The following is a 25,717-nucleotide window of genomic DNA, read 5'->3' as shown; positions in this document are numbered from 1 at the left end:
GAAATAAGATGAGTGCCAGCAAAACAAACGCCATGCGCATATTGGACAGGCAACATATACAATACAATATTTTGAGTTATGATCATCAAGATGGAAAAATAGACGGTATGAATGTGGCTGAGAAAATCGATAGAACCCCGGAGATAGTTTTCAAAACTTTGGTTGCACACAGCAAACAAAATCTGTTTGTTTTTGTAATTCCTGTACATAAAGAGCTTGATCTCAAAAAAGCAGCCAAATCCGCAGGAGAGAAAAAAATTGAAATGCTTCCAGTTAAGGATTTGCAAAAGTTTACGGGATATATTCGCGGTGGCTGCTCCCCCATAGGAATGAAAAAGCTCTACCCCACTTTTATCGACCAGCCTGCATTGGAACTGGAAGCCATCGTTGTAAGCGGTGGGAAAATTGGGACCCAACTGGAGTTAAGTCCGCACGATTTAGCTCAAATCATTCAGGCTCAGTTTACAGATCTAACGCATACAGCATAAAACTCACTACATGATCATAAAATCTTTATGCGTATTTTCTTATCCCATACTTCATCAAGCTTCAACCTGGAGAGGAAGATTTAATAATGCATAATGATTGCCCTAAAAATGCAAAAATCCCCCAACCCATCAGAAGTGATGGTACTGGGGGCATCGACAAGGGTCCACGTGATGTGATGAGGGATCTACAGAATCCCGATATGCTGGTTCCCCCCGTAACGGACAATGGTCTCATTCCAAATATGAGATTTTCTTTTTCTGATGCCCATATGCAGCTTAATCATGGTGGGTGGTCAAGAGAAGTAACGGTAAGGGAATTACCTATTGCTACAACCCTTGCCGGGGTGAATATGAGTTTGACACCGGGTGGTGTACGTGAGCTTCACTGGCATCAGCAAGCGGAATGGTCATATATGCTGTTGGGAAGTGCTCGCATTACGGCAGTAGACCAAAATGGACGTAATTTTATTGCTGATGTGGGTCCCGGAGATCTCTGGTATTTCCCTCCTGGCATTCCGCACTCTATACAGGGACTTGAGGATGGGTGCGAATTTTTGCTGGTTTTTGATGATGGTAGTTTCTCCGATCTGAACACCCTATCCATCTCCGATTGGTTCGCACATACTCCCAAAGACGTACTTTCTGCAAATTTTGGTGTACCAGAGGCTGATTTTGCAGCAATTCCTCAAGACCAAGTATATATCTATCAGGATTCCGTTCCCGGTTCTCTTCAAAGCCAAGCGGTTTCCTCTCCCTATGGTACGATACCTCAGTCCTTCAAGCATGAATTACTAGCCCAGCCCCCAATCAAAACGCCGGGCGGAAGCGTACGAATCGTCGACTCCTCCAATTTTCCGATTTCCAAAACCATTGCAGCTGCTCTTGTTGAGATTGAGCCCGGCGCCATGCGAGAAATGCACTGGCATCCTAATAATGACGAATGGCAATACTATCTTGCCGGGCAAGGACGGATGACTGTCTTTGGCGGTAATGGTGCAGCCCGTACGTTTGATTTTAGAGCCGGAGATGTTGGATATGTGCCTTTTGCTTACGGTCATTACATTCAAAATACAGGCTCCAGCACACTTTGGTTTCTTGAAATGTTTAAAAGTGACCGTTTTGCAGATGTTTCCTTGAATCAATGGATGGCCCTTACGCCTACAGAACTGATTCAGAGTAATTTACATGTAGGTACTGATGTGATCTCAAATTTACGAAAGGTAAAATGGCCCGTTGTCAAATATCCCAGTTATTCTTATGACCCTAAAAATAACCATAAGAGGTCCGATGATTACTATACAAAAAAACACCGTATCTAAATACGGTCAGGCTGTCGAGAAAGTCCCGACAGCCTATTTTATGTTAATTTTGTTTAAGACGACACCGCGTTAATGTTGTATAATATAGGTAACTATTGTAGAACGGATGGTGTTGATATGCTACGCTCCAACCGCGAAAAACAACAATCCTACGAATTTGTTTCCATCGAAGATCTGGTTCCTCAAGATCACTTGCTCCGCAAAGTAGATAAGTATATCGATTTTTCGTTTATCGATGATAAAGTTCGACCACTGTATTGTGCAGACAACGGGCGTCCTGCCATTGATCCTACCGTATTGTTTAAAATGATCTTTCTCGGTTATTTCTATGGCATTCGCTCAGAACGGCAACTCGAGCGAGAAATTCAGACGAACCTAGCTTATCGTTGGTTTCTGGGGTTGGGCTTAACGGATAAAGTTCCGGACCATACGACGATTAGCTGGAATCGTCGCACTCGCTTTAAAGACACCACGATCTTTCAAGATATCTTCGATGAAATTGTGCTGCAGGCGATCTCTCACCGAATGGTGGGTGGGCGTGTTCTCGTCACCGATTCCACACACGTCAAAGCCAATGCTAACAGGCACCAGTACACCAAAGAACAAGTGTTGCAGAATACTAAAGACTATATGGACGAGCTGAACGAAGCGGTGAAGGATGACCGGAGAAACCACGGAAAAAAGCCTTAAAATCCCGAGAGGAAGTGAACGAAGAAAAAGAAATTAAAGTGAGCAAAACAGACCCGGACAGCGGCTATATGATCCGTGATGGCAAGCCCGAAGGCTTCTTCTATCTGGACCACCGCACGGTGGATATGAAGTACAATCTGATTACGGACGTGCATGTGACACCAGGGAATGTACATGATTCTGTCCCCTATTTGTCCCGTTTGGATCGCCAAAGAGAACGTTTTGGTTTTCAAGTAGAAGCTGTTGCACTAGATTCAGGTTATTTAACAACGCCGATTTGCCGAGGTTTGCAGAACCGAAAGATTTTTGCCGTGATTGCTCACCGAAGATTCCATCCCAGACAAGGACTGTTTCCGAAATGGAAGTTTGAATACGATGCCAAACGCAATGCGTATAGATGCCCAGCCCAACAGGAACTGCCCTACCGAACGACGGACCGTAAGGGATACCGGCAGTATGCCTCTGACCCAGCTCAGTGCCAGCATTGCCCACTGCTAAGTCAGTGTACCCAGTCTCGAAACCACCGCAAAGTGGTGACTCGGCATGTCTGGGAAGACAGCAAAGAGTGGGTACGGAGCAACCGGCTGAGCCCATCTGGTAAAAAGCTGTACCGCAAACGAAAAGAGACGATTGAGCGAAGCTTCGCGGATGCCAAAGAGCTCCATGGGTTTCGCTATTGCCGTTTGCGCGGTCTTCCAAACGTCAGGGAACAAGCCCTTATGACGGCAGCCGTGCAGAACATGAAGAAGATGGCGATCCACCTAGATCGCCTGGAGAAACAGGGGTAACCCCCCCTGCTTCTCCAGAGACCAGAGCATTATGATGTAAAAAAGAAACCCACGTCTCAAAATGACGGGGTTTCTCGACAATCTGACCGTATCTAAATACGGTGTTTTTACAAACTAATTAACAAAGACTATTCCTCAGAGTCTACATTGTGGTAAACCTGCTGAACATCCTCCAAATCTTCTAATGCATCAATCAGTTTATCGAATTGAACCTGTGCATCTTCTGGAAGAGAAATATCATTTTGGGCAAGCATGGTGAGCTCCGCAACGGTAAACTCAGTTACTCCTGCTTGTTTGAAAGCTTCCTGCACAGCATGGAATTGATCAGGCTCTGCATATACGATGACGGCTTCATCTTCTTCAATGATGTCACGTACCTCTACATCTGCCTCCATCAGTAGCTCCAGCACTTCATCTGCGGTTTTACCCACCAGACCAATAACTGCTGTTGAATCAAACATGTAGGCTACAGATCCGCTCACACCCAGGCTACCACCATTTTTAGTAAAAGCAGAACGCACATCCGATGCTGTACGGTTAACGTTATTGGTCAGCGCATCTACAATGACCATGGAACCGTTCGGTCCGAAACCTTCATAACGAAGCTCTACGTAGTTTTCATCGCCAGCACCTTTTGCTTTTTCAATAGCACGGTCAATGATTGCTTTGGGTACATTGTACGTTTTTGCACGTTCTAGAACTACTCTTAGTACCCGATTGGATTCAGGATCAGGTTCGCCTTGTTTGGCTGCCACATAAATTTCCACGCCAAATTTAGCATATATACGACTCGTATTAGCATCCTTGGATGCCTTCTTTTCTTTAATGTTATTCCACTTACGTCCCATAATATCCCGCTCTCTTCCTGTATGAATATACACAACGAACTTCATTATATCCTTGTATATTATATCTCCTAAAGGACATACGAACAAGTTTAAACAACTCTGTTATGGAAAAATAAACAATTCTACCTAATTAGGGATGCTTGAAAATGTGTACTTTCATTTCTCCTCATCTATGGACAATCTCCCTATCCATGTCTAAGATGAAGAGGAAGTCTGACTTGAAGGAGATCATTCACTTGGATGTCTTGTACAAAAAGTTGAGCCATAATCATGAAATCACAGTATACGAAACCACCGAGCTGTATGGTGAAAAGGGATTATTTCGGGTGATGCAGTTTTCAAATACAGCCGTCCAAGGCGCGGTGGACTTGAATCATCCACAACGCATTTTGTTCGAATATCCGAGAGCAATTATCCATCTTATGGAGCTGAACGATCCATCATTTGAAGATGTATTTGTTATCGGGCACGGTATAGGTACAATAGCGGGTCATTTTACAGATAAACGTTTTAAGATTGCCGAGCTGGATGCACAAGTTGTAGAGTTCAGCCGAACATTCTTTGGATACGATCAGGATAATGTGACTGTTGGCGATGGACGACGCCTTCTGGAGAAGGAAGCGCCGGATGCTTATGACTATGTTATTTTGGACGCCTTCACGGAGCTGGGTACGCCCTTGCATTTAGTATCCTGGGAATTTTTCAAGATGGCCAAAGAAAAGCTGGATTCCGAAGGCTCCCTGATCATGAATTTAATGGGCAAAAGTGAACACGACCATTTGATCAATGCCATTCATACAACGTTGCGTGAAGAATTTGCCTATGTCTCAACTTTCTCGCTCCCCTCGGAAGGCGCTGCCGACGTTCAAAATATCATTATGATAGGTCGGGACAAGCCAATCCGGTTTCAGGCACGTCAGATGGCGGACTTTCATGAGATTACACTCGGAGAAGGCCATATTCTACGGGATATAGATGCTTAGTGTAGTTCCAATATTCGTCTCTCTACATCTTCAATACGAATCGTCTCTTTGTTACAGCTTTTTCGTTCCACTAACTCTACTTTCCCGTGTTCGGCATCTTTACCTACGATGATGCGCACGGGAATACCTACTAAATCGGAGTCTTTGAATTTAACCCCAGGCCGTTCCTCCCGATCATCCAGCAGCACCTCCACACCGCGATCCTGCAGCTGGTTGTGTAATTTCTCGGCTATTTGCATCTGAAGCCTGTCTTTCACAGAAATCGGAATAATATGAACTTGAAACGGGGCTAGTGCATAAGGCCATATCATTCCGTTCTGATCGTGATTTTGCTCTACAATGGCAGAAAGGATCCGGGATAAGCCAATGCCATAGCAGCCCATAATCATCGCTTGCTCAGCTCCAGACGCATCCAGAAAGGTCGCACCCAGCTTCTCACTATATTTGGTGCCCAATTTAAATACGTGTCCGATCTCAATTCCACGATGAAGTTTCAATCCCCCTTCGTCACATCGAGGACATCTATCCCCTTCTATGACATTGCGCAAGTCAGCCACATGCCGAAGATCTATATCGCGCCTTGGGTTCACATGTCGATAATGGTAATCCAGCTCGTTCGCGCCTGCGATACCGCTGGACATTTGGACAACGGCGTAATCCACCCACACAGGGATTGTCAATCCGCATGGGCCTATGAACCCCGAGGGGGTTCCAGTCGCCTTTGACACGATGTTTGTACTTGCTATTTCGAATTTTTCACTACCTAAAATATGTTTAATTTTCACTTCGTTAACCTCATGATCCCCCCTAACAACTACAGCAATAGGTTGATCGTCAGCCATATAAATCAGTGTTTTGATGATTTCTTTGGGCTCTATGTGAAGCGATTCAACCAGTTGATCTATTGTACACAGGCCTGGAGTATGGAATTTTTCCATTTTAGCTGTATCAAAAGAAGGAGGGCTGACTTGTTCATTTTTATATGAGACAGGAGATATTTCTATTTTTCCCGTCGATCGCGCCACGGCTTTTTCAAGATTAGCTGCATATTCACAGCAGGTACATGCTACAATGGTGTCCTCTCCAATATCAGCTAGAGCCATAAATTCATGGGTTTCACCTTCGCCACCAATGGCACCCGCATCTGCTTCTACTGCACGAAAGTTTAGACCACAGCGAGTGAAAATGCGATGATATGCCTGGAACATGGTCGAATAGGTATGATCTAGTCCTTCCCAATGTGCATCAAACGAATAGGCATCCTTCATCAAAAATTCTCTACTGCGAAGCAGGCCAAATCGCGGACGTCGTTCATCCCGAAATTTGGTTTGAATTTGATACAACGTTACAGGCAATTTGCGATAAGAATTCACTTCATTTCGTATTAAAGACGTAATGACCTCTTCATGTGTAGGCCCCAAAGCAAACTCCCGACCATGCCGATCTTGCAAACGCATCAACTCAGGACCATAAACATCGTATCTTCCTGATTCTTGCCACAGCTCCGTTGGCTGCAATACAGGCATCAGCAGCTCCCCAGCCCCTACGCGATCCATTTCATCCCGTACGATTTGCTCTACTTTTCTGAGCACCCGTCTGCCCAGGGGCATATAGGTGTACATTCCAGCCGCCAGTTGGCGGATAAATCCTCCCCGCAGCATAAGCTGATGACTGATCACTTCAGCTTCTGCGGGTGCTTCACGCAAGGTTGTCAGTAATAATTGGCTTTGGCGCATGTGTAGCTTCCTCCTTGTTGGACGATAAAATGTACGCAAAAAGACACATCCGTCAGGGACGAATGTGTCGTGGTACCACCCTTCATTTGACCGTAGCCATACACGGAACGGTCCTTCATTAGATAACGGCGTCTAGCCGGTAACGGTTTATCATACAAACCGCTACAGCTCGCAAGGCAGGGAAACGTTCATTCGCGGCGAGAAACCTTTCAGCCCATGAGTTTCTTCTCTGTATAGCGAGTATTGAACCTTTGATCCTTGGTCTACACTATTCCTATATATTACAATTTTCACCACTTTACACGAAATGTAATTTCTAGTCAAGGAGATAATCTTCTGCTACACAGCAAGAAACTCGTTACCCTGCTCTGCCTGTAAGGGCCGCATAGAATAGATCAGTCTGTCCATCATACAACATGCTCCTTTTACAAATTCAATAATTGAGGCCATTACATACGTGAAGCTCCAAATATGCGCTGTTGTAGGTTAGAGTTCTCTTGATTAATTATGTATCATTCTTTTTAAAATACACGCCCTTGAAAAACACAAAATTTTGCGTATGTGTGCCATACAGCTCCTGAAACCTAGAATGAAGTTTATTCATAGAAAGAGTCTCTGAGACCGTCCGATCCGTTTGCAGGGTCAAGTCGACACAGCTAATTCCAAATTGGCACACTTGCTCCATAGGATAACCTTGGGTAATTCCATATATCATCCCGGCAATAAAAGCATCATCTGCGCCTGTGACATCAATGACCTCTTGAACGGGATGAATGGGAATTTGGCCATGAGTTCCATCCTGAGAGGCGTACAAAACACGATCAGCACCGCAGATAAAAATGACATTCTGAACTCCAAGTTTGTGAAAAATTCGGGTGGCATCCAACATATGCTGATCATCTGTAAGTTCTAGCTCCAAATAGGCTTCAGCCTCCACCGGTTTACATACCAGCCACTCCACTCCATGCAAATTTCGGGGAAGCTTTCTCATCTTCGAGGCCGATACCGAAGAAACGACAATCGGAATCCGATGCTCATGACAGACATGTATGGTGGCTGCAATTACGTTCATAGAGAAATTAGTGTCCAGCAGAACGAGTCGGGATGAGGCAATTAAAGGAGCATTTTCAAAAATTACTGAAGGACGAATCTGATCATAAATCTCCATTTCTGCTGTCGCTACAATCAGTTCACCACGCTCGTTCAGCAAGGCAGTATAAACCCCAGTTGACGGTTCACCTTGGACTTGCAGAGGAACCACGTGCATGTAACGGCTGGACTGTTCGATAATAAATTCACCTTCCGCATCGTCCCCAACTGCGGTCAGCAGGCTGACCCGCTGGCTCAACCTCCCTAAATTTTCGGCTACATTTCGTGCTACCCCACCGCAAGATTGCAGTCTTGTACTGCTCGGATTGGAGGTATGAAGCTGAAATGTACCTTTAATCATGATTTTACGATCCAAATTGGCCCCCCCGATACATAGTATTGGTTTGCTAGAGGGCCAAGGCTCGTCCTGTTCATTTTGGTGGATTTTTTTTAATTTCATCATTTGACTCCTTTCTCGAGTCTATTCGTTAAAATGATTTAAATTTGTACAGAAATAGGCACTATATAAAATTAACACGTTCCAAATGTCATATTCCCAAGAATAATGTCGAGTTCGTTAAAATATCCTAAAGCTACACATGCAAAAAAACACCCTATTGTAAAGATATCTTTCACTTTTACGATAGGGTGATTGGGTTGGAACTACAGCATAGTTCTTCCTTACATTATGTTATTCAGGATTATTGCAAAATCCTCTATTTCAAAATAAATAGAGCTGCTCCGTGAGGAGGTAAATCTGTGGACAGCTCTTGTGCTAAAACACCTAAATCTACATGGTTCCATAAATCTCTGGCATTTGCCTGACCTTCAATACCAAGGTCTTTTAAGGATACACGCACCTTTGAAGATTCATCCCCAGCATTAAACAAAGCTGCATATACATGCCCTTTCCCGTTATGTGAAGTCCAAACGATATGTTCATCCTTTCTATACACCTGCCGTGCATTCAAACCGTTGCGATGAGCATTTAACACTTCTTCATTAGTCAGCAAAGAAAGAGTCCATGCATCATTATCCCGCAGTTCGCCCCCGAACATCAGGGGAGACCGGAAAATGCTCCACAAGGTCATCATCGTTAGCTGCTCATCCTTAGTAAAGCGTGTCCATCTGTCATGGCTGCCGGAATCTACCGAATCTACCGAACGAATACCCAGATGACCCAGTGGCAGCATGTCGCAATCCGGCCAGTGACCTGGACCTACATGTTCTGCCCATTTCTCGCAGCGCTCAAACATACCATACAGTAAAGGCCATACATCCCAGAAGTCATCAGTCATACGCCACATATTCGCGTTTGCGATTAAATCAGATGCATACTCCAGCGGTGCAGGACCAGGCGATAGACTCAACACCATCGGACGTCCGCATTGGGCGATAGCCCGCCTAATCAATTCAATTTCCGCCAAATGAATACCATAGAGACGTGATGCAGCAATGTCATCTACTTTGACAAAATCCACACCCCATTCCGCATACAGATCAAACAACGAATTATAGTACTCCTGTGCGCCTTCCTTGGATGCATCTACCCCATACATATCTGTGTTCCAGGGACAAATAGAGTTGGGATGCGCAATTTGTCTCGCCGTGGCTGTGGTTCCCAAAATCGGGGTATCCTGATGCACCGCCTGGCGGGAGATGCCTCTCATAATATGTATACCAAATTTCAATCCCAGACCGTGTACATATTCCGCAAGAGCTTGGAAGCCTCGTCCATCTGCTGCCGAAGGAAACCGATTCACCGCTGGAATAAGACGTGAAAATGAATCCATTGCCAATGGGACAAACGGGCGATACTGTGAAGATACTGCTCCTGACTCATACCACTGAATATCTACCACGACATATTCCCAACCATATTCCTTCAGATGCTCCGCCATATATTGAGCATTTCCCCGTACTTCCTCTTCCCGTACTGCTGCACCGTAGCAATCCCAGCTATTCCACCCCATAGGTGGTGTATGCGCTGTCAAATGATGCTTCATTTCATTCATCCTTTCATCCAGTAGATCTCATCCTGCTACCAAAAATCCCCTCATCAGTACGTAACTATTATAATGTAAACCCTTACTTTTGTCGCTCGTCTCCTTTTTCATTTCCACTTTTTATACATTTAAGTTGACTAACTAAAAGAATGTGGTACATTTAAAATTGCTTTTAAAAAACTTTGACTTGAATCAGAGGGTGATTTTACATGTGTGAACATACTTATCGAATTTTGTTGTTTTACAAATATGTCAACATTGAAGATCCTGCCACCTTTACGGCAGAGCATCTGGCTTACTGCAAGGAGCTGGGCGTCAAGGGAAGAATCTTGATTGCTGCGGAAGGAATCAACGGAACACTGTCTGGTACAGTAGAGCAAACGGAGCAATATATGCGTGATTTGCGCGCCAATCCGAAATTCCACGATATCGTTATTAAAATAGATGAGTCTGACGGTCATGCGTTCAAGAAAATATTTGTACGCCATCGTCAGGAGCTTGTTACGCTGCGTCATGAAGATGAGCTGGACCCTAATGAAATTAGCGGTAAGCGTCTGTCACCAAAGGAGTTTTATGAGCAGCTTCAAGAAGAAGATGTAGTTGTTCTGGACGGACGTAATGACTATGAATATGACATCGGTCATTTCCGCGGGGCGATTCGCCCCGAAGTCGAATCGTTCCGTGAATTTCCACAATGGATTCGCGACAATATGACTCAGTTCAAGGACAAGAAAATTCTGACGTACTGCACCGGAGGTATCCGTTGCGAAAAGTTATCGGGTCTTCTGATCAAAGAAGGATTTAACGATGTAGGCCAGCTGGATGGCGGCATTGTGACTTATAGCAAGGACCCGGAAGTACAAGGACGTTTGTTTGACGGTAAATGTTACGTATTTGACGAACGAATCTCGATTCCGATCAACCATACGGATGAGGACGTCATTGTCGGCAAGTGCTTCCATTGTGAAACGCCGAGCGATCATTATATCAACTGCCCAGTGTGCAATCTCCAGCATATTGCATGTCCGGATTGCGAAGAACAGCATCAGCACTATTGCTCTGACGATTGCCAAACCAAAGCGGAAACCATGGCTACTGCATAAACCAGCAGTATTATTGGTTCATTATAACAAAAGGGATGCCCTATTAGCCGTTCATCATGGCTGTGGGTATCCCTTTTGTTATTTTCGCAATAAGTGTCGTAGGCTTCATAGTATATACCTATGGCCTTGATTGTATTTTCATCTTGGACGGGCTCGAAAGTAGCGTCTTATAATGGAAAATGTCATTACAGAAAGGATGGGTGGAATTCATGATTCAAATCGTACTTTCAACTCTATTATCGGTTATCGTTCCGCTGTCCATTCCGGTGATCGCCGGATTTTTACTTGGAAAATTCATGAAGCTGGAAACGAAACCGCTCTCGACTTTGTATTTATATTTTTTAAGCCCCGCAATGATTCTGGACACGCTACTCAAAGCACAGCTTACCTGGCATGATGTGGCGCAGACTGCCGCTTTTTCAATATTAAACCTGCTGCTGTTGTGGGGAATTGCACAATTAGCAGGGAAAATCTTTAGACTGAGCACTCCGGAAACGGCTGGACTTACCTTAATCTCCACACTCACCAATAGTGCAAATTATGGCCTGCCCCTAATTTTACTTGCCTTTGGACAGCTCGGTCTGGATAAAGCCTCCGTGTATGTCGTCATCCAGATAATTATGGTCAATACCATTGGCGTTTATTTTGCAGCCCGCTCTGAATTTTCTGTTCAAAGTGCTGTTAAGTCGGTGTTTTCACTTCCTGCGATCTATGCAGCTCTACTCGCCATGGGACTGCGGCTACTGGACTGGCATCTTCCCTCAGGGATTCAATCAGGCGTCTCGATGATTGCTGCTGCCTATTCTCCGGTCGTGCTGGCGATTCTGGGTACCCAGATGGCTTATGTAAAAATATTTAAGTTGGAGTCGTCTATTAAAAAAGCCAGCTACGCCGGACTAACAATTCGGCTTCTACTCTCCCCGCTTGCGGCTTGTCTTGCTATGCTGATACTGGAAATTTCAGGTCTTTTGTTCTCCGTTCTCTTCATTCTGGCCTCAATGCCGGTTGCTGTAAATGCTGTCATTTTAGCAGAAAAATTTAATGCATCGCCAAAACTGGTTTCCACCTGCATCCTGTGGAGCACGCTTGCCTCATTCCTGATATTGCCTATTCTGATTATGTTGGTGGCAGGCTAGCGAGAAAAAAAAGACTCTCTACACCATAGAGAGCCATGCGCGATTCTGTCTCCATTCTACTTGCACAGGCGTTTCAAAAAAAGCACTAAGCGTTTCACTGCTTAGAATATCAGTCGTTTTACCTTTGGCAAATACCGTGCCCCGGCGGATTAAAATCGTATGCGTGTACATCGGTAGAATTTCTTCGATATGATGTGTAACATACAGTAAATTCGGCGAAGCCGGCGACTCCGATAACTGGCGAATGCTATCCAGCAATGCTTCCCGGGAAAAAAAGTCCAAACCATTACACGCCTCGTCCAAAATCAGTAGCTTGGGCGAGGCCATTAATGCGCGGGCGATAAGCACTTTCTGCTTTTCTCCCTGTGAGCATCCCTGATACAACCGATCCACGAGATGAGCACACCCCAGTTGCGTCATAAGCTGAACGGCCTGTTCATAATCTGTATCCGTCGTCTGATCATAAAGTCCAATGGAGGCAAATTTGCCACTAATAACAACATCCTGCGTACGCTGACTCCCATTAATTCTTTCCTGTAAAGAGGAACTGACCCAACCAATAGATTTGCGCAGCTCCCTCAGATCCACATCCCCAAAGGTATGGCCCAATACACCAACACTACCTGTGGTTGGCCATATGTAACCGTTAATCATATTGAGCATCGTTGTTTTACCTGACCCATTCAAGCCGAGTACAGCCCAGTGCTCTCCCTCAGCTACCTGCCAATTGATTTGATCTAGTATGGTGCGGTTATCTCTCTTCCAGCTTACATTGTTAAGTTCAATGACAGAATTCATGGCTGTACATCCTTTCTATTCGTCGTATCATCAGATGTTTATACGCATAGTAAAGATCATCATTAGTACGTCTAGCTTCTCTTTCATGTAAGCATAGCACAGGGTCACAGGTTGTTCAATTTTAAATAACCCACTCCATTGTTCATATAGGAGTGGGCTGGCAATGAAGCAATCCACTAATCAAGATACTTTTTCTTTTTTAGAATCCTTAATTACATTCTTATCTTTTTTCTTATCTTTGTTCTTATCTTTATTTGTATCTTCGCTTGGGACCCTGACCTTCCTTCTTTCATTAGCCAGTCGCCAATAGCCTAATACTTTACGGTACATGGACTTATCTGATAATTGGTTAAAAATATATGGGTCCGGCTTCGTATTCACCTCAATAATCCATGGGGTAAAGCGATGATCCAGTCCAATATCCACACCAATTTGCCGGAATTTCGGATATGTTTTTTGCAGTTGTTTGGCGATGGTAAGACCCAGTTCATTTAGTTTCTTGACCAGCTCCGCCTGTTTGCTTTGCGATAAATGGGATTTTAGTAACTGCTCCAAGGCCATCGGCTTACCACCACTATGATAGTTAGTCACGATTTTACGGGGATGACCCAGACGTCCAATAATTCCGGTAGATTCCCATAGCCCTTTTTCATTACGCTGCACCATGACCCGAATATCAAAATAACGCATTTGATGGCGTAGTAAATGAATTCCCTTTTGAATAAGATAACTTTTCTTCCCCGTATGTTTCGATAGGCTGTTATATAGTGCATCCAAATGTTTGAATTCCTGACGCGTTTCCTCAAATTGATAGGCGAAACGCTGGCCAGCCTCCTGATCTACTCTCATTACACCTTTACCAAAGGTACCTCGCTCGGGTTTTACATAGACCATACCGTACTTCTCCAGCATTGACTTCAAATTTGCTTTGTTATATTTCCGAGTTTCAGGTACATAAGGCTTGATGCTGCCATGCTGGAGCAACAATTGGGTTTTATGCCATTTGCTGCGCAACGCCTGCGCCTGTGAAGAATTCACTTGCCCCTCTCCTCTCTACTCTCAGGTAGAACGCTCCTGTTAAAAAAGATCAATCTATCGTATGCGCTAACTCCCCATTCGAAGCTTCATCAGCCCTGTCCTGCATAGAAATGGACGTTTGACCTTGCCCGGTCGAAAGCGCCTGTCCAAGCATACGATATTGGGAGACGCTGGGAGCGTATATTTGCACATATAGGGAGTGAATAACATGTCAGCGCAATCGGATGGTCCACGGAAGGGTTCCCTTACGATCGATGTTCTGATTCCCGCAATTGATAAAGATATTGCCACACTACCGCTGGTAATTGACAGTCTGCGCCGTCACGTGCAGCACCGAATTGGAAATATTTATATCGTTTCACCGCAAAGCACCGGGATTCGCCGTCTGTGCGTAAACAAGAAATGTACATTTATAGACGAAAAAACGGTGCTGCCCATTACCAAAAAACATATCCATTACGGAACAACGCGCTGGGACCGTTCAGGCTGGCTGTATCAACAATTGCTCAAAATGAATGGCGACAAAATCAGTAAAGCCTCTTTTTTCCTCGTCATTGACGCGGACACGGTTTTGATTCGTCCACATACGTTCCGTAAAGACGGAAAAACGATTTTTTACTACCGCAGCTGGAGCCAGCCTGAGTATTTTCGCACCCATCACAAGCTGATGGGCGTTAAAGCTCCCTCACCAAAGTCCTTTGTTACTCATTATATGCTTTTTGAAAAAGCGCGGCTTACCCAGCTCAAGCAAGTTATCGAGGCCCGTCATGGAAAACCTTGGTACAACGCAATTATCCACAGTATAGACCGGACAAAACAGTTTGGGTTTTCCGAATATGAAACGTATGCCAACTATTTATACAGTAATCAGCCCTCTCGGATGATTTTGCGCAAGTCATTGAATAAAGCGCTTCATCGTCGGGCTTCTTCCCTGTCGCAAAAACAATTGGATGTCTTGGCTAAGAGCTATCGCTCCTTATCTTTTCATCAACGCAAGGTGTACCAGCTTACTCCAAAAACAAAGATTGAATCATCGCTAAAATAGTTTTTAAAATCCTGCAAAATGATGCAGTCCAAAATAGATCTGCATTGAAGGAGGAAACGTCCGTGCGCATCGTATTATTATGCGGTGGTGCCGGAAAACGGCTATGGCCACTATCCAACGAAATCCGGTCGAAGCTGTTTCTCCGGTTGTTGTCCGCTCCTGACGGGCATAAGGAATCTATGCTCAGTCGGGTGTACCGTCAGCTTACCTTAACCGGGCTGGATTCCTCTGCCCTGCTTCTGGCTCATCGGAGTCAGGTAAATCTAGCCTTTCGCCATACAGAAGGTCGTCTGCCCGTTCTGGGCGAGCCTGCCAAACGGGGAACCTTCACCGCTGCTGCACTGGCAGCTGCTTATTTTCACACCAGAGGCACAGGGCTGGATGAAGTTCTCTGCATTGCCCCAGCGGACATGTTTGCAGGAGAGGATTTCTTCCATAGCATAGCAGCGCTCTCCGGCATATTGTTTGAGAGCGGAGCCGATCTGGCTATGCTTGGGACAAGGCCCACTCATCCCTCCGACCAATACGGCTACGTCGTTCCGGGTCTGCAAATGATACGGGAAGGGAAAACTTCCTATGCGCAAGTTGCTCGCTTCACAGAAAAGCCGGATCTCCCCGGAGCACAACAGCTTATTCATCAGGGCGCGCTCTGGAACTGTGGTGTTTACGCTTTTACATTACGGTATATGTTGTCCTGTATGGAGCGAAGTGATCTGCCGCTGAACGATAAAGCATTATGCGCGATGTATGATAGCCTCCCCGTTCGCAGTTTCGACGAAGAGATTGCAGAGCGTGCCGAACATGCCATCGTCCTGCCCTACGATGGCGAGTGGCACGACATCGGCAACTGGCAGGCTCTAACAGAGCAGCTAAACAGTCAAGTAATCGGGCGTGGACAGATTAGTGGGCAGACTCACGGCACGCATATCGTTAATGAGCTGCCCTATCCACTTCATGTCATTGGTGTGGAAGATATTATTGCTGCCGCGAGTCCCGATGGCATTCTCATTGCGTCCAAGAGCCATGCCCACGTAATCAAGGAGCAGCTAGGTAAACTTCAACTTCACCCCATGCATGGTGAAACCTCTTGGGGCAGTTACCGAGTGCTGGACGAATTTGATCATCGGAGTCTGAGCGATATACTGGCCATACGGCTGACGGTACTGCCAGATCAACGTTTGAATGGCCGTATTCACGGCAGTGGACTTAAAGTATGGACGATCGTGTCCGGCCGGGGAGAGGTCATGCTGAACGGAGAACGTTTTGCTGCGGCAAGCGGTTCTGTATTTAGCATTCCGGTCGATACGCATCACACAATCCGTGCCGATCTGGATACACCACTGGAGCTAATTGAGGTACGTCTGGGAAACAGCTTGGTGAACGCCTTCTATAAATCCGAGTCCTGACAACACATAGATCAGGATTTTGCAAAATTTGATTCCAGTCGCTCCAAAGTGCAATATATAGACGAACTAGACCATTTCGATCTATATATTGTTCATTGGAAGTCGCTTATTGGATTTTTGCAAAATCCTCAGATATAATGCACGCTACGGATTCTGAACGAAGGTCGCAGGTCGCACATAAAAAATCGCTTCTGAGCAAGGTGAAAAAGCCCTTGCTCCAGAAGCGATTTTATTTTGTGATGCAGTTACCTTTGACTATTCCGGCTTCTTTTAAAAAATTCTGAACGATCTCCAACTGATAGTGTATGCGTACTTTCTTAGGCAGGCTCCAACCCGTTTCCACGGTAACCGCGCGTGCACCTAAAATACGGGCTACAGCGGTGCGGGAGGAACCTGGAAGCTCATGCAGCCGAATGTTGAAATGTCGGTCGCTCACCTGGATGGAGCGATTCATTCGCTTAATAATCCGACGAACCGTAGGAACCACCGGATTACCCTTGTTGGAGATCAGCGTTTGACCAAGCACCTTGGCATCCTTTTGTGACAATCCGTTAGCCTCATGCAAGTCGAGGTACCATTCAGGTTGATGCTTTTGTGTTAATTTGAATAGAGCAGCGGAAAGTGGTTGTGTTGCTAGCTGCTTTTTTTTGCGCGGAAAGGTTCGATTAAGATCAGGTATTCCTCTAATCCGTTTGCGGTAAGCCTCTTGATTTACAATCGGTACAATTATAAGCTTACCCTGGCTAATTCGAAGCTTTTGCTGATTCAAAAGCTTCACCAATTTCTCAGCAGCTCGTATGCTTGCTATTTCCTTACCATGTATCCCCGCGACCACCATCACACACGGACCTTTCTGCCCCCCTGTGACTATATAAAAAGGAGTTGCCCAAGAGCCATTTCCGAGCATATATCGTTTGACCTGCATCCCCTTCACCTCCGTATAGGCTGCCGTTGTCCTCTCTTCTGTTCTCGCCGACGGATGATTTCACGGTATAGTCTTAAGTAGTTACTGGTCATCTGTTTGTTGGTAAATCTTTGGTTGACATATGAACGAAGCTGCGCTGGTGACGGATAATTTTTTTGCTGTGCCTTTCGTGCCATTTGGCTAACTGATTTGCAAATCAACTGTGGAAAGCCCAAGAGTACCTCGGGAACGGAGCCATTTTTTAATGCCAGCACCGGTGTTCCACAAGCCATGGCCTCGACCATTACGAGTCCAAATGGCTCTTCCCACAGTGTCGGAAACAGCAGACACTCTGCATGTTTCAGCAGCTTCTGTTTCTGAGCACCTCCAACTGCACCTACATAGCGTATATTCGGATTACGCTGAATTCGTTTCTGAATCTCTTTACGGAAAAATTCTGGAGCTTTGATAGGACCTGCAATAAGCAGTTTTTTTCCTGTTCGTTCTGCAACCTGAATGGCCTGCAATACACCTTTATCTCGTATGATTCTGCCCATAAACAGCAAGTAGCCACGCTTCTCACTGCTGAACTCGTATTCATGGGTGTTGATACCATTATAGATATAAAAACCTTTGCCCCTGCCCATCAGCTGACGCGCTCGTTTACTGACATATACCGGGTTTTTACCGTGTCTCTTCACTGGAAGATGAACGGTGCATACTGATGGACAAGGCAGCTTCCTACGTCCCACAGAAGAACGAAAAGTATGATCATGAATGATATGTGTGTTGGAAGGCATATGCCGGAGTACATATTGGGGGATCTGACTTTGTTTCAAACCCTTGGGATAGGTAATCAACCGCGCACTGCTCCTGCTCCCACGGGCGGCAAACAGCGATACATGATGCCCTCGTCTCACCAATTCCTCAGTTAATTCATGCACGACCTTTTCCGTTCCGCCTTTGTTAGAGGGTACCGGCTGTGCATCGGGATAGTTGGAAATGACCTGAACAATGGTTAGACGCCGTTTTTTGAGTGCTTTATTCTGCCTTGAAGCCATACGAATTCCCCTTCCTGACCGGAAATACGGTGTGATCCTTACGATGTCAACGGGAATCAGAGCATACTCCCGTACAAGTTATAAATTGTAGTATATAGGTATGTATATTTTGCGTGATTGCTTGTGCCAATCGTCTGCAAGTCGTTTTTTGCCATACGAGCCTATCTATAAGGGGAGTCTATACAATTTGTCAAGCTAAAATTAAGGAGAAAATTCTCATCGTTTTCTAATAAATGAGGACAAAGCGTTGGGGTAACAGGTTTGTAACCATGAGTGGTAAATTCCGGACATTTTATTTGTGTTATTGTCATTTCAGGACATCAACACAATACGAATAACGGAGGAATTTATATATGAAACGTACTTCAAAAAAATTGTGGATGGGTATTTGCTTTACTATGACTTTGGCATTGAGCGCAGGGAGCTTCGTCGTTGGGCCAGCCACCACTCATGCCGCTTCGGCAAGTAAAGCTGATCAGATTATTTCTAAAGGTTCCCAGTTTATGGGTGTGCGTTATGAGCATGGAGCCCCAGCAGGCAATACAAGATCTTTTGACTGCTCTTCGTTCACTCAATATGTATTTGCACAAAATGGCATCAAGCTTCCACGTTCGTCCAGACAGCAATCAACTGTTGGCACTTTCGTACCGCGTAGTCAGCTGAAAAAAGGCGATTTGGTCTTTTTCTATGCGCCAATTCATCATGTAGCCATTTACATGGGGAACGGCAAAATTCTGCATACGTATGGTAAAGGCGGCGTAACGGTTACAGATCTAAATTCGGGCTGGTGGAGCCGCAATTACACAACAGCACGTCGTGTCCTCTAGGATAAATTTTAGTTGATTCCCATCCACCGAATGCTTAACTTACAAATAACAATAAAAAGGGCTGTTCCGCGAGTAGATATTTCTACTGGAGGGACAGCCTTTCCTTTTGTCTTTGGGGCAGCGTGACGATGACTACCGTTCCTTCTCCTTCTACGCTCTCCATACGTATCGTACCCTGATGAGCATCTGTAATTGCCTTGGCAATCGGCAACCCCAGCCCGGTCCCTCCAGTTTTACGATGCCTGGAGCTATCTACCCGATAAAATCGTTCGAAGACCCGCTTGATCTCGCCCTCAGGTATTCCGATCCCATAATCCTTAACCCGGATATAGACATCCTTTTCATCTTTAGATAACCCTATTTCAATCTCATCCGAGCTGTATTTTAATGCATTATCCAGTAGGATCACTAGCAATTGCTTCATTTTTGTCAGGTTGGCATCCAGCCAAATTTCTTTCTCTTCGGTTAAAATAGAAATTTGACGATCATGTACAGGCTTGAGATGCGCTACTACCTGTTGACAACAACCGATCATTTCTATCCGCTCATGCGGCTCAGGGTCTTTCTGCTGTGAGGAGGCAAGAGTCAGCAACTGCTGTGTCATCGTACGCATTCGCTGAGTTTCTTCATAGATCGATTCAATGGATTCCTTACGAATGTCCTCATCACGCGTGCCCCACCGCCGCAGCATGTTGGCATAGCCCTCAATAATCATAAGTGTGGTATTCAGCTCATGTGAGGCATCTGAAACAAACTGCTGCTGGCTTTGAAAGCTTTCTTCTAATCTCTCCATCATTCGGTTAAAAGTAGCGGTCATTTGGGACAATTCATCTTGATTATGACTGCCAGCGGGGATTTTTTTAAATTTTAAGCTTCTCTCAATTTCCTGCATCGTTTGAATACTACTGGAAATCGGCAGCAATATGGCATTCGCCAAAATCGTGCTCCCTACCAAACTTAGCATCATTGCTCCTACAGTCGAAGTGATGAGAATCGTATTTAAAATATCGAGATTGGTTTCGAGTGCATCCCATTTTTCCACGATCTCCAGCGTTCCCTTTTGATTGCCCTCCGGAGAAAGCACGGGGAGATGGATTACCAGAATTTTATGACCCTGTACATCAGTCAATTGAGAGCTTTGAGAAGTGTTAAAACGAATATCGCCCAGCTTAAAGCGTGACTGGCGACTTACTTCATACAGAGGTCGGGATTGCTGATCAAACACCCTCAGAATAGTATCTCCGGAAAGCTCATCTTTCAGTTTTGGACTCCATGCATTCTTCAGAATCATGGTGTGTCCGGTTTCGGCAATGATTTCAGTCCACTTATTTTGCAGCACTTCTCTTTCATTTCGCGTAGCGATTTTGACGAACAACAAATGAACCGTGACATCCACAAACAGGAGTATTATCATCACTAAAATAGAACTGAGCAGGGTGATTTTGGTCCGCAGCTTCAATGTTCTTCCTCCCTGATGCAGTACCCCACACCACGTACGGTTTTAATTAATTTCTTTTTGTATCCATGATCAATTTTTTTGCGAACATACCGGATATACACATCTACGACATTCGTATCACCAACAAAATCAAACCCCCACACGTTCTGAATCAATTCATCCCGCTGCAATACCTGATTTTTGTGCTCCATCAGATAGAGAAGCAGATCATATTCTTTGGGCGTCAGTTCGATTCGGTTTCCTTCCCGCACCACTGACCTAGTCTTGCGTTCCAACACCAAGCTATCCACTTGGAGCCTGGACGACAACTTGTCCTCTTTTTGTGAAGCGGTAGCTGTTGGCTCCATTTGATGCCTCATACTGGCCCGCATCCGCGCTAATAACTCCTCAATCTCAAAAGGCTTCGTAATGTAATCATTGGCACCTTCATCCAGACCTGAAACCTTATCAGGAGTCGTGTTACGTGCAGTGACCATAATTACTGGTGTATGATTGTTCACTTTTCGAATCTGCTTCAGCACCTCGACCCCGTTCATTTCCGGCAGCATGACATCCAGAATGATGATATCCCATGTACGTGCTAGAGCTTTTTCCAATCCTTCTCTGCCCGTTTGTGCGATTTCAACTGCATATCCTTCATGGGATAACTCCAACTGAAGCAATCTGGATATCTTCTCTTCATCATCAATGACCAGCACCGACTTTTCCATCGCAAAACCACCTATTTCTATAGAAAAAGCAAATGAGTAACGGAAATGACATTCATTTTTTATTTGATTTTAAGCTTTTATCCGTGTAGTCGCTCTATAATATAACTTTGTTATTCAATTTTTTGATGTTAAGGAGTAATTTATTCATGTTAATTAATGTAGACTATGCTTTATTTCACTGGATCAATGAACTCGCTAATTCCCTCGCCTTTTTGAATGGAACCATGCGTTTCTTGGCGCAATATGCACCGTATTTATTCGGAGTGGCTTTGCTGATTTACTGGTTCACCTTTAAAATGCCGCATCGAATGATGGTTTTAGAAGCCGTTATAACGGTTTGTATCGGCTTTGTAATTAGTTGGGGTCTTGGACATTTGTTTTACAGAGATCGGCCTTTTGTCGGACATTCAGTCATTCAGCTTATTCATCATGATCCCAATGCTTCATTCCCGAGTAACCATGCACTTGGAGCGTTTTCTCTGGCTGCCATTTTATGGCTTCATCATCAAAAATTTCGTGTTCTCTGGGTTATTTTAGCTGTACTCATCGCAGTATCCCGCGTATGGACCGGAGTGCATTATCCCTCGGATATTTTGGCAGGTGCGCTTATTGGTGCAGGTTGTGCCATCGGCGTTCATCAATTCATTCGAAGTCGGAAGCTACCTGGCATCTTTATGCAGGCGGCTATTATATTTTATGAAAAATGGGAGCAGAAGCTGGGGCTCAAGCCTGGTGAACAGGCCAGAACCAAGATGACTGAACACACTTCCTCTGTCCAAATGAAAAGCAGACGCTAAAGCGTCTGCTTTTTTTAGAAACTTCATTATTTATGCAACCCGTTATGCTGTCGATTTAGAGCGAAGTGACAGCATTCGTCGTTCTTCGTACCGCTGATAAAACCAAATACAAGCTGCCATCCAGCAGCCACTCATAAAATAGCCACCCACAACGTCGCTCGGATAATGTACGCCCAAATAAATGCGGCTCGTCCCGATTGCTACAATCAGCAGGCTGCTGAGTACAATAAGAAGGATACGCCCCAGCCTAGAAGGAACATGCTTCCACACTAAAAATGTCAGCGCCGCATACATGCTGAAAGCTGTCATGGAATGTCCGCTTGGAAAGCTGTATCCATTCTCTTCAATAATACGGTGAATCTCCGGTCTCGCACGCTGAAAAAGTACTTTCAGTATCGTATTCAGCATTACCGATCCCAATACACCAGCCGCCAAAAAAAGCAGTTCTCTGCGGTGTCCCAATACTCTATAGAGCACGAACATGGCCATTAAAACAATGATCACAACTGGAATTCCGCTGCCGATCATGGTGAAAAATTTCATTACACGGGTCATGGCGGGCGACTCCAGTTGTCCAATAACCGAAATAATTTCCTGGTCAAAATGCCGAACTTGATGGTCACTCACCCATAATGCGATTAAGCCAAAACCGAATGCACATACTATACATGTGAGCAGAGCCAAGGAAATGGGCAGCTTTGTTGATGTTTGCTTCATTTTCTGTAGTTCCTCCATAATATTCATTGCGTGATAAAACAAAGTGCAGCATTAGCTTAGATATAGGTCTTACTTTGCCCACTTTTCCCTTATCATTTCATTAAAAGAATTAGTTGCATCCTCCACATAATGAAACCCGTTTTCAAAAAATATCACTTTCAGAATCATTTTATAATATAAGAAATTCATATTGACTACAAAATCGCAAGCGGACTGTAGCGAAAAAAGCAGCAACAAAAAAGGACGCCATTCAAGCCTTATAAACGGCTCGAATGACATCCTATGATTACACGTGGCATACTACAAACGTAATTCCCAAGTTAAACAAGCATCATCTACTAATTAGGTTGGTGTGACTTCTCCAAGTTTAACCTTACTCTCTGCTTCCTCTATTGGATAGCGTCTGCGGAACCACAGCGACTGAAGCAGCAAGAAGGTGCCGCTTACTGTCCAATATAATGGCATGGCAGCAGGGGCATTGAAGGAAAAGACCGCCATCATAATCGGTGAAAGATAGCCCATGATCGCAAATTGCTTGCGCTGGTCAGGCGTCATCTGAAACTGAGAAAGCTTGGCCTGTGCCAAGTATACAATTGCGACGACGATTGACAAAATCCAGTCCGGCTGTCCGAGCCGGAACCATAGGAAAGAGTGAGATGCGAGCTCCGGGGTTAAGCGGATTGCTGTATACATACCGCTCAAGATCGGGAGCTGAATGAGAATAGGCAGACAACCGATATTAAGCGGATTGAATTGATGTTCTTTGTAAAGCGACATCATTTCCTGCTGCATACTCTGCTGGCTGGTGGTATCTTTCTTGTTTTCATACTTCTTCTTAATTCGGTCCAAGTCGGGCTGCATAGCGCTCATCTTGCGCTTCATACCCTGCTGGGCACGCGTTTGACGCATCATAAGAGGCAGTAAGGCCAGACGGACAATGAATGTCAATGTCATAATCGCCAGCCCAAAGCTTCCACCAAACCATTGCGCCAATTGCTGAATAAGCCAAGAAAGCGGGAACACCACGTAATGATTAAAAAATCCGGGTGTCTGTGCATTTATCTCCGCAGCATTCGCACCACAACCAGACAGTAGCATGACCACCGCCAACGCTACCATTAATCCAAATATCCGTTCTTTTTTACCCCAAAAGGTGAATCCCTTGAATCGTTTCATATGTTCCTCCTCGTTGATTGGCTGTGCCATCGTTCAACGAGGGAGAACAATCGGATGCATCTTCATCCGGCGCTTCTTTACGCCGGATATGTCGGGCCAGCCGGACAGGCATGTCCTGTCCACGGGCAGACATCGGCATCTGCGGAGAGGCATGAGACCTCACGGGCCCACCTTCGACCCAGCATTCGGGTACATTGCCGTGCAAATGAGCGAGATACGTATAAGTCACTGTGCACAGCAAGCCAATTGTAAATAAATAAGGGAGTAGGTCTTGAAGCTCAAACAAGGGATTCACCTCCTTCGGTTTGTTGCTACAATTATAGCATGAAACCGGACAAGCGACTAATCTTTAATTAGAGATACGGGTTGGATCACAAGCAACTGAAATAATTATTTCTGCTCCTTCGGTCTAATGCTCAAATCCGGTGGAAGAACGCTCTATATTACGGTAAAACTTAACGGATAGCAAGCATACGATTCAATGCTAGTACAGCATCCTGTCTGATCTGAGCATCCACACGAATCACACCCACAGGCTCACCCCGGTCAAACTGTTCCATTGCCCACAGCAAATGGGGAAGATCGATCCGGTTCATGGTTAGGCAGGGACACATATCGGGATTGAGCGATTCAATCTGCTGTTCAGGGTACTGCTGCTTGATTCGTTGCACGAGATTCATTTCTGTGCCAACAGCCCATTGGGTCCCTGGCTCTGCCGCACGGATGGTATCGATGATGAATTTTGTGGAGCCCGCGCAATCTGCGAGCTGTACGACTTCATAAGAGCATTCGGGGTGAACGATGACCCGGACGTTCTTATCACGCTCGCGAACGTTGCGAATATGATCTACTGTAAACTTTTCATGAACAGAGCAATGCCCTTTCCATAAAATAATTTTTACGGTTGCTGGGTCCTGTTCAGTCTCAAGCTGATCTGCCAGCGGATTCCACACGGCCATTTCATTTAGCGGAATTCCAAGATCGTAAGCTGTATTGCGACCTAAATGCTGATCCGGCAAAAACAAAATACGTTCCTTTTGCTTCAGCGCCCACTCCAGCACTTGCTTAGCATTCGAAGAAGTCACGGTAGCCCCACCATGCCGTCCTACAAAGGCTTTGATCTCTGCTGTGGAATTTACATATGTTAACGGAATGATCGTATCTCCTACCAACTCCTGTAAATGCTTCCATGCTCGTTCTGTCTGTTCCACATTCGCCATATCTGCCATCGAGCAACCTGCACGCATATCCGGCAGGACAACAGTCTGTCGATCGGTAGTCAGCATATCCGCTGTCTCCGCCATAAAATGGACCCCACAAAATACAATGAACTCCGCTTCCTGATTTTGTGCAGCCATTTGAGCAAGCTGTAGAGAATCTCCTGTTATATCAGCAAACTGAATAACCTCGTCCTTCTGATAGTGGTGGCCCGGTATGAGCAGCTTGGATCCCCATTTTTGTTTCAGTTCGGCCACTCGCTGCTCCATTTCAGCAACCGTCAGTGTCTTATAATGCTCTGGCATAAGCCCTCGATTTCCTTGTAAAACGTCAAGCATAGACATTAGAATCCCTCCATATCGATGCGGCTGATCG

Annotated in this window: 24 protein-coding genes; 10 read left to right on the top strand and 14 right to left on the bottom strand. The window is 45.1% G+C overall.

Annotated features, from left to right (window positions below):
• The first annotated feature begins 8 nt into the window (after positions 1-8).
• From ybaK to ACYCS5_RS26405, 3 genes are all read left to right on the top strand, one after another.
• Entirely contained in the window at positions 9-488 is a 480-nt protein-coding gene (gene ybaK, locus ACYCS5_RS26415) for a Cys-tRNA(Pro) deacylase (RefSeq protein ID WP_459760354.1), read from the top strand.
• An 86-nt stretch (positions 489-574) separates the two neighbouring features.
• Positions 575-1,807: an oxalate decarboxylase family bicupin gene (locus ACYCS5_RS26410; RefSeq protein ID WP_029515119.1), complete on the top strand. Its 1,233-nt coding sequence runs from the start codon at positions 575-577 to the stop codon at positions 1,805-1,807.
• A gap of 117 nt (positions 1,808-1,924) precedes the next feature.
• Positions 1,925-3,285 (top strand): IS1182 family transposase gene (locus ACYCS5_RS26405; protein WP_241113430.1). Its coding sequence is split into 2 segments (ribosomal slippage): positions 1,925-2,492 and positions 2,492-3,285, totalling 1,362 coding nucleotides; the frame shifts between segments, so codons are not numbered across the junction.
• A 128-nt stretch (positions 3,286-3,413) separates the two neighbouring features.
• On the opposite strand, the gene ACYCS5_RS26400 is transcribed toward ACYCS5_RS26405, so the two are convergent.
• A complete protein-coding gene (locus ACYCS5_RS26400; protein WP_013310214.1) occupies positions 3,414-4,133 on the bottom strand; it encodes a YebC/PmpR family DNA-binding transcriptional regulator in 720 nt (239 codons plus the stop codon).
• A 218-nt stretch (positions 4,134-4,351) separates the two neighbouring features.
• On the opposite strand from ACYCS5_RS26400, the gene ACYCS5_RS26395 reads away from it, so the two are divergent.
• Positions 4,352-5,116 (top strand): spermidine synthase, encoded by a 765-nt coding sequence (locus ACYCS5_RS26395; protein WP_080658550.1) that lies wholly within the window; start codon positions 4,352-4,354, stop codon positions 5,114-5,116.
• Here the strand turns inward: ACYCS5_RS26395 and ACYCS5_RS26390 are convergent.
• From ACYCS5_RS26390 to ACYCS5_RS26380, 3 genes are all read right to left on the bottom strand, one after another.
• Positions 5,113-6,852, bottom strand: coding sequence for a proline--tRNA ligase (locus tag ACYCS5_RS26390; RefSeq protein WP_459760353.1), 1,740 nt, complete (start codon positions 6,850-6,852; stop codon positions 5,113-5,115). The genes ACYCS5_RS26395 and ACYCS5_RS26390 overlap by 4 nt on opposite strands.
• 505 nt (positions 6,853-7,357) lie before the next feature.
• Positions 7,358-8,401 (bottom strand): carbohydrate kinase family protein, encoded by a 1,044-nt coding sequence (locus ACYCS5_RS26385; protein WP_029514878.1) that lies wholly within the window; start codon positions 8,399-8,401, stop codon positions 7,358-7,360.
• Between the two features lie 256 nt (positions 8,402-8,657).
• Positions 8,658-9,947 (bottom strand): glycoside hydrolase family 27 protein, encoded by a 1,290-nt coding sequence (locus tag ACYCS5_RS26380; protein WP_340932115.1) that lies wholly within the window; start codon positions 9,945-9,947, stop codon positions 8,658-8,660.
• Between the two features lie 209 nt (positions 9,948-10,156).
• On the opposite strand from ACYCS5_RS26380, the gene trhO reads away from it, so the two are divergent.
• Both trhO and ACYCS5_RS26370 read left to right on the top strand, forming a co-directional pair.
• The gene (trhO, locus tag ACYCS5_RS26375; protein WP_459760352.1) at positions 10,157-11,050 is read left to right on the top strand and encodes an oxygen-dependent tRNA uridine(34) hydroxylase TrhO; all 894 of its coding nucleotides are present in this window, start codon (positions 10,157-10,159) and stop codon (positions 11,048-11,050) included.
• Positions 11,051-11,259: 209 nt separating this feature from the next.
• The gene (locus ACYCS5_RS26370; RefSeq protein ID WP_459760351.1) at positions 11,260-12,186 is read left to right on the top strand and encodes an AEC family transporter; all 927 of its coding nucleotides are present in this window, start codon (positions 11,260-11,262) and stop codon (positions 12,184-12,186) included.
• Positions 12,187-12,204: 18 nt separating this feature from the next.
• Here the strand turns inward: ACYCS5_RS26370 and ACYCS5_RS26365 are convergent, their stop codons facing one another.
• Both ACYCS5_RS26365 and ACYCS5_RS26360 read right to left on the bottom strand, forming a co-directional pair.
• Positions 12,205-12,984, bottom strand: a complete 780-nt coding sequence (locus ACYCS5_RS26365) for an ABC transporter ATP-binding protein (RefSeq protein WP_029514871.1) — start codon at positions 12,982-12,984, stop codon at positions 12,205-12,207.
• 180 nt (positions 12,985-13,164) lie between these two features.
• Complete coding sequence (locus ACYCS5_RS26360) at positions 13,165-14,022, bottom strand: YheC/YheD family protein (RefSeq protein WP_459760350.1); 858 nt, start codon at positions 14,020-14,022, stop codon at positions 13,165-13,167.
• A gap of 208 nt (positions 14,023-14,230) precedes the next feature.
• Here ACYCS5_RS26360 and ACYCS5_RS26355 point away from each other — a divergent pair, with 208 nt between their 5' ends.
• Positions 14,231-15,067: a DUF6492 family protein gene (locus ACYCS5_RS26355; RefSeq protein ID WP_029514869.1), complete on the top strand. Its 837-nt coding sequence runs from the start codon at positions 14,231-14,233 to the stop codon at positions 15,065-15,067.
• A gap of 62 nt (positions 15,068-15,129) precedes the next feature.
• Positions 15,130-16,473, top strand: coding sequence for a sugar phosphate nucleotidyltransferase (locus ACYCS5_RS26350; protein ID WP_459760349.1), 1,344 nt, complete (start codon positions 15,130-15,132; stop codon positions 16,471-16,473).
• 229 nt (positions 16,474-16,702) lie between these two features.
• On the opposite strand, the gene ACYCS5_RS26345 is transcribed toward ACYCS5_RS26350, so the two are convergent.
• Both ACYCS5_RS26345 and ACYCS5_RS26340 read right to left on the bottom strand, forming a co-directional pair.
• Positions 16,703-17,398, bottom strand: a complete 696-nt coding sequence (locus ACYCS5_RS26345; RefSeq protein WP_459760348.1) for a succinylglutamate desuccinylase/aspartoacylase family protein — start codon at positions 17,396-17,398, stop codon at positions 16,703-16,705.
• A 5-nt stretch (positions 17,399-17,403) separates the two neighbouring features.
• A complete protein-coding gene (locus tag ACYCS5_RS26340) occupies positions 17,404-18,438 on the bottom strand; it encodes a glycosyltransferase family 4 protein (protein WP_459760347.1) in 1,035 nt (344 codons plus the stop codon).
• 353 nt (positions 18,439-18,791) lie between these two features.
• Here ACYCS5_RS26340 and ACYCS5_RS26335 point away from each other — a divergent pair, with 353 nt between their 5' ends.
• Positions 18,792-19,265, top strand: coding sequence for a C40 family peptidase (locus tag ACYCS5_RS26335; protein WP_029514862.1), 474 nt, complete (start codon positions 18,792-18,794; stop codon positions 19,263-19,265).
• 82 nt (positions 19,266-19,347) lie between these two features.
• Here ACYCS5_RS26335 and ACYCS5_RS26330 read toward each other — a convergent pair whose 3' ends face one another.
• Both ACYCS5_RS26330 and ACYCS5_RS26325 read right to left on the bottom strand, forming a co-directional pair.
• Positions 19,348-20,724, bottom strand: a complete 1,377-nt coding sequence (locus ACYCS5_RS26330) for a sensor histidine kinase (protein WP_459760346.1) — start codon at positions 20,722-20,724, stop codon at positions 19,348-19,350.
• Positions 20,721-21,434 carry a response regulator transcription factor gene (locus ACYCS5_RS26325; RefSeq protein WP_069011671.1) on the bottom strand — a complete coding sequence of 238 codons (714 nt, stop codon included), beginning with the start codon at positions 21,432-21,434 and terminating at the stop codon, positions 20,721-20,723. Before ACYCS5_RS26325 ends, ACYCS5_RS26330 begins: the two co-directional genes overlap by 4 nt.
• 146 nt (positions 21,435-21,580) lie before the next feature.
• Here ACYCS5_RS26325 and ACYCS5_RS26320 point away from each other — a divergent pair, with 146 nt between their 5' ends.
• Entirely contained in the window at positions 21,581-22,231 is a 651-nt protein-coding gene (locus tag ACYCS5_RS26320) for an undecaprenyl-diphosphatase (RefSeq protein ID WP_029514856.1), read from the top strand.
• A gap of 42 nt (positions 22,232-22,273) precedes the next feature.
• On the opposite strand, the gene ACYCS5_RS26315 is transcribed toward ACYCS5_RS26320, so the two are convergent.
• The 4 genes from ACYCS5_RS26315 to nadA all read right to left on the bottom strand — a co-directional run bounded on the left by ACYCS5_RS26315 (position 22,274) and on the right by nadA (position 25,686).
• The gene (locus tag ACYCS5_RS26315; protein WP_029514854.1) at positions 22,274-22,948 is read right to left on the bottom strand and encodes a phosphatase PAP2 family protein; all 675 of its coding nucleotides are present in this window, start codon (positions 22,946-22,948) and stop codon (positions 22,274-22,276) included.
• A gap of 342 nt (positions 22,949-23,290) precedes the next feature.
• Positions 23,291-24,124: a membrane protein insertase YidC gene (yidC, locus tag ACYCS5_RS26310; RefSeq protein WP_069011673.1), complete on the bottom strand. Its 834-nt coding sequence runs from the start codon at positions 24,122-24,124 to the stop codon at positions 23,291-23,293.
• Entirely contained in the window at positions 24,090-24,419 is a 330-nt protein-coding gene (locus ACYCS5_RS26305; protein WP_223830783.1) for a hypothetical protein, read from the bottom strand. Before ACYCS5_RS26305 ends, yidC begins: the two co-directional genes overlap by 35 nt.
• Before the next feature lie 160 nt (positions 24,420-24,579).
• Positions 24,580-25,686 carry a quinolinate synthase NadA gene (gene nadA, locus ACYCS5_RS26300; protein WP_459760345.1) on the bottom strand — a complete coding sequence of 369 codons (1,107 nt, stop codon included), beginning with the start codon at positions 25,684-25,686 and terminating at the stop codon, positions 24,580-24,582.
• Positions 25,687-25,717 lie beyond the last annotated feature (31 nt).

This window comes from Paenibacillus sp. SEL3, from assembly GCF_054602585.1.
Note: the sequence above shows the minus strand (reverse complement) of the source record. Positions and strands in the feature narration are given on the sequence as shown.

Excerpts from the sequence above, each read along its gene's own strand:
- nadA (WP_459760345.1), bottom strand. The coding sequence starts at position 25,686 with ATGTCTATGCTTGACGTTTTACAAGGAAATCGAGGGCTTATGCCAGAG.
- yidC (WP_069011673.1), bottom strand. The coding sequence starts at position 24,124 with ATGAAACGATTCAAGGGATTCACCTTTTGGGGTAAAAAAGAACGGATA.
- ybaK (WP_459760354.1), top strand. The coding sequence starts at position 9 with ATGAGTGCCAGCAAAACAAACGCCATGCGCATATTGGACAGGCAACAT.
- ACYCS5_RS26335 (WP_029514862.1), top strand. The coding sequence starts at position 18,792 with ATGAAACGTACTTCAAAAAAATTGTGGATGGGTATTTGCTTTACTATG.
- ACYCS5_RS26320 (WP_029514856.1), top strand. The coding sequence starts at position 21,581 with ATGTTAATTAATGTAGACTATGCTTTATTTCACTGGATCAATGAACTC.
- ACYCS5_RS26400 (WP_013310214.1), bottom strand. The coding sequence starts at position 4,133 with ATGGGACGTAAGTGGAATAACATTAAAGAAAAGAAGGCATCCAAGGAT.
- ACYCS5_RS26380 (WP_340932115.1), bottom strand. The coding sequence starts at position 9,947 with ATGAAGCATCATTTGACAGCGCATACACCACCTATGGGGTGGAATAGC.
- ACYCS5_RS26365 (WP_029514871.1), bottom strand. The coding sequence starts at position 12,984 with ATGAATTCTGTCATTGAACTTAACAATGTAAGCTGGAAGAGAGATAAC.
- ACYCS5_RS26390 (WP_459760353.1), bottom strand. The coding sequence starts at position 6,852 with ATGCGCCAAAGCCAATTATTACTGACAACCTTGCGTGAAGCACCCGCA.
- ACYCS5_RS26355 (WP_029514869.1), top strand. The coding sequence starts at position 14,231 with ATGTCAGCGCAATCGGATGGTCCACGGAAGGGTTCCCTTACGATCGAT.
- ACYCS5_RS26315 (WP_029514854.1), bottom strand. The coding sequence starts at position 22,948 with ATGAAGCAAACATCAACAAAGCTGCCCATTTCCTTGGCTCTGCTCACA.
- ACYCS5_RS26370 (WP_459760351.1), top strand. The coding sequence starts at position 11,260 with ATGATTCAAATCGTACTTTCAACTCTATTATCGGTTATCGTTCCGCTG.
- ACYCS5_RS26345 (WP_459760348.1), bottom strand. The coding sequence starts at position 17,398 with ATGCAGGTCAAACGATATATGCTCGGAAATGGCTCTTGGGCAACTCCT.
- ACYCS5_RS26385 (WP_029514878.1), bottom strand. The coding sequence starts at position 8,401 with ATGAAATTAAAAAAAATCCACCAAAATGAACAGGACGAGCCTTGGCCC.
- ACYCS5_RS26325 (WP_069011671.1), bottom strand. The coding sequence starts at position 21,434 with ATGGAAAAGTCGGTGCTGGTCATTGATGATGAAGAGAAGATATCCAGA.
- trhO (WP_459760352.1), top strand. The coding sequence starts at position 10,157 with ATGTGTGAACATACTTATCGAATTTTGTTGTTTTACAAATATGTCAAC.
- ACYCS5_RS26410 (WP_029515119.1), top strand. The coding sequence starts at position 575 with ATGCATAATGATTGCCCTAAAAATGCAAAAATCCCCCAACCCATCAGA.
- ACYCS5_RS26340 (WP_459760347.1), bottom strand. The coding sequence starts at position 18,438 with ATGGCTTCAAGGCAGAATAAAGCACTCAAAAAACGGCGTCTAACCATT.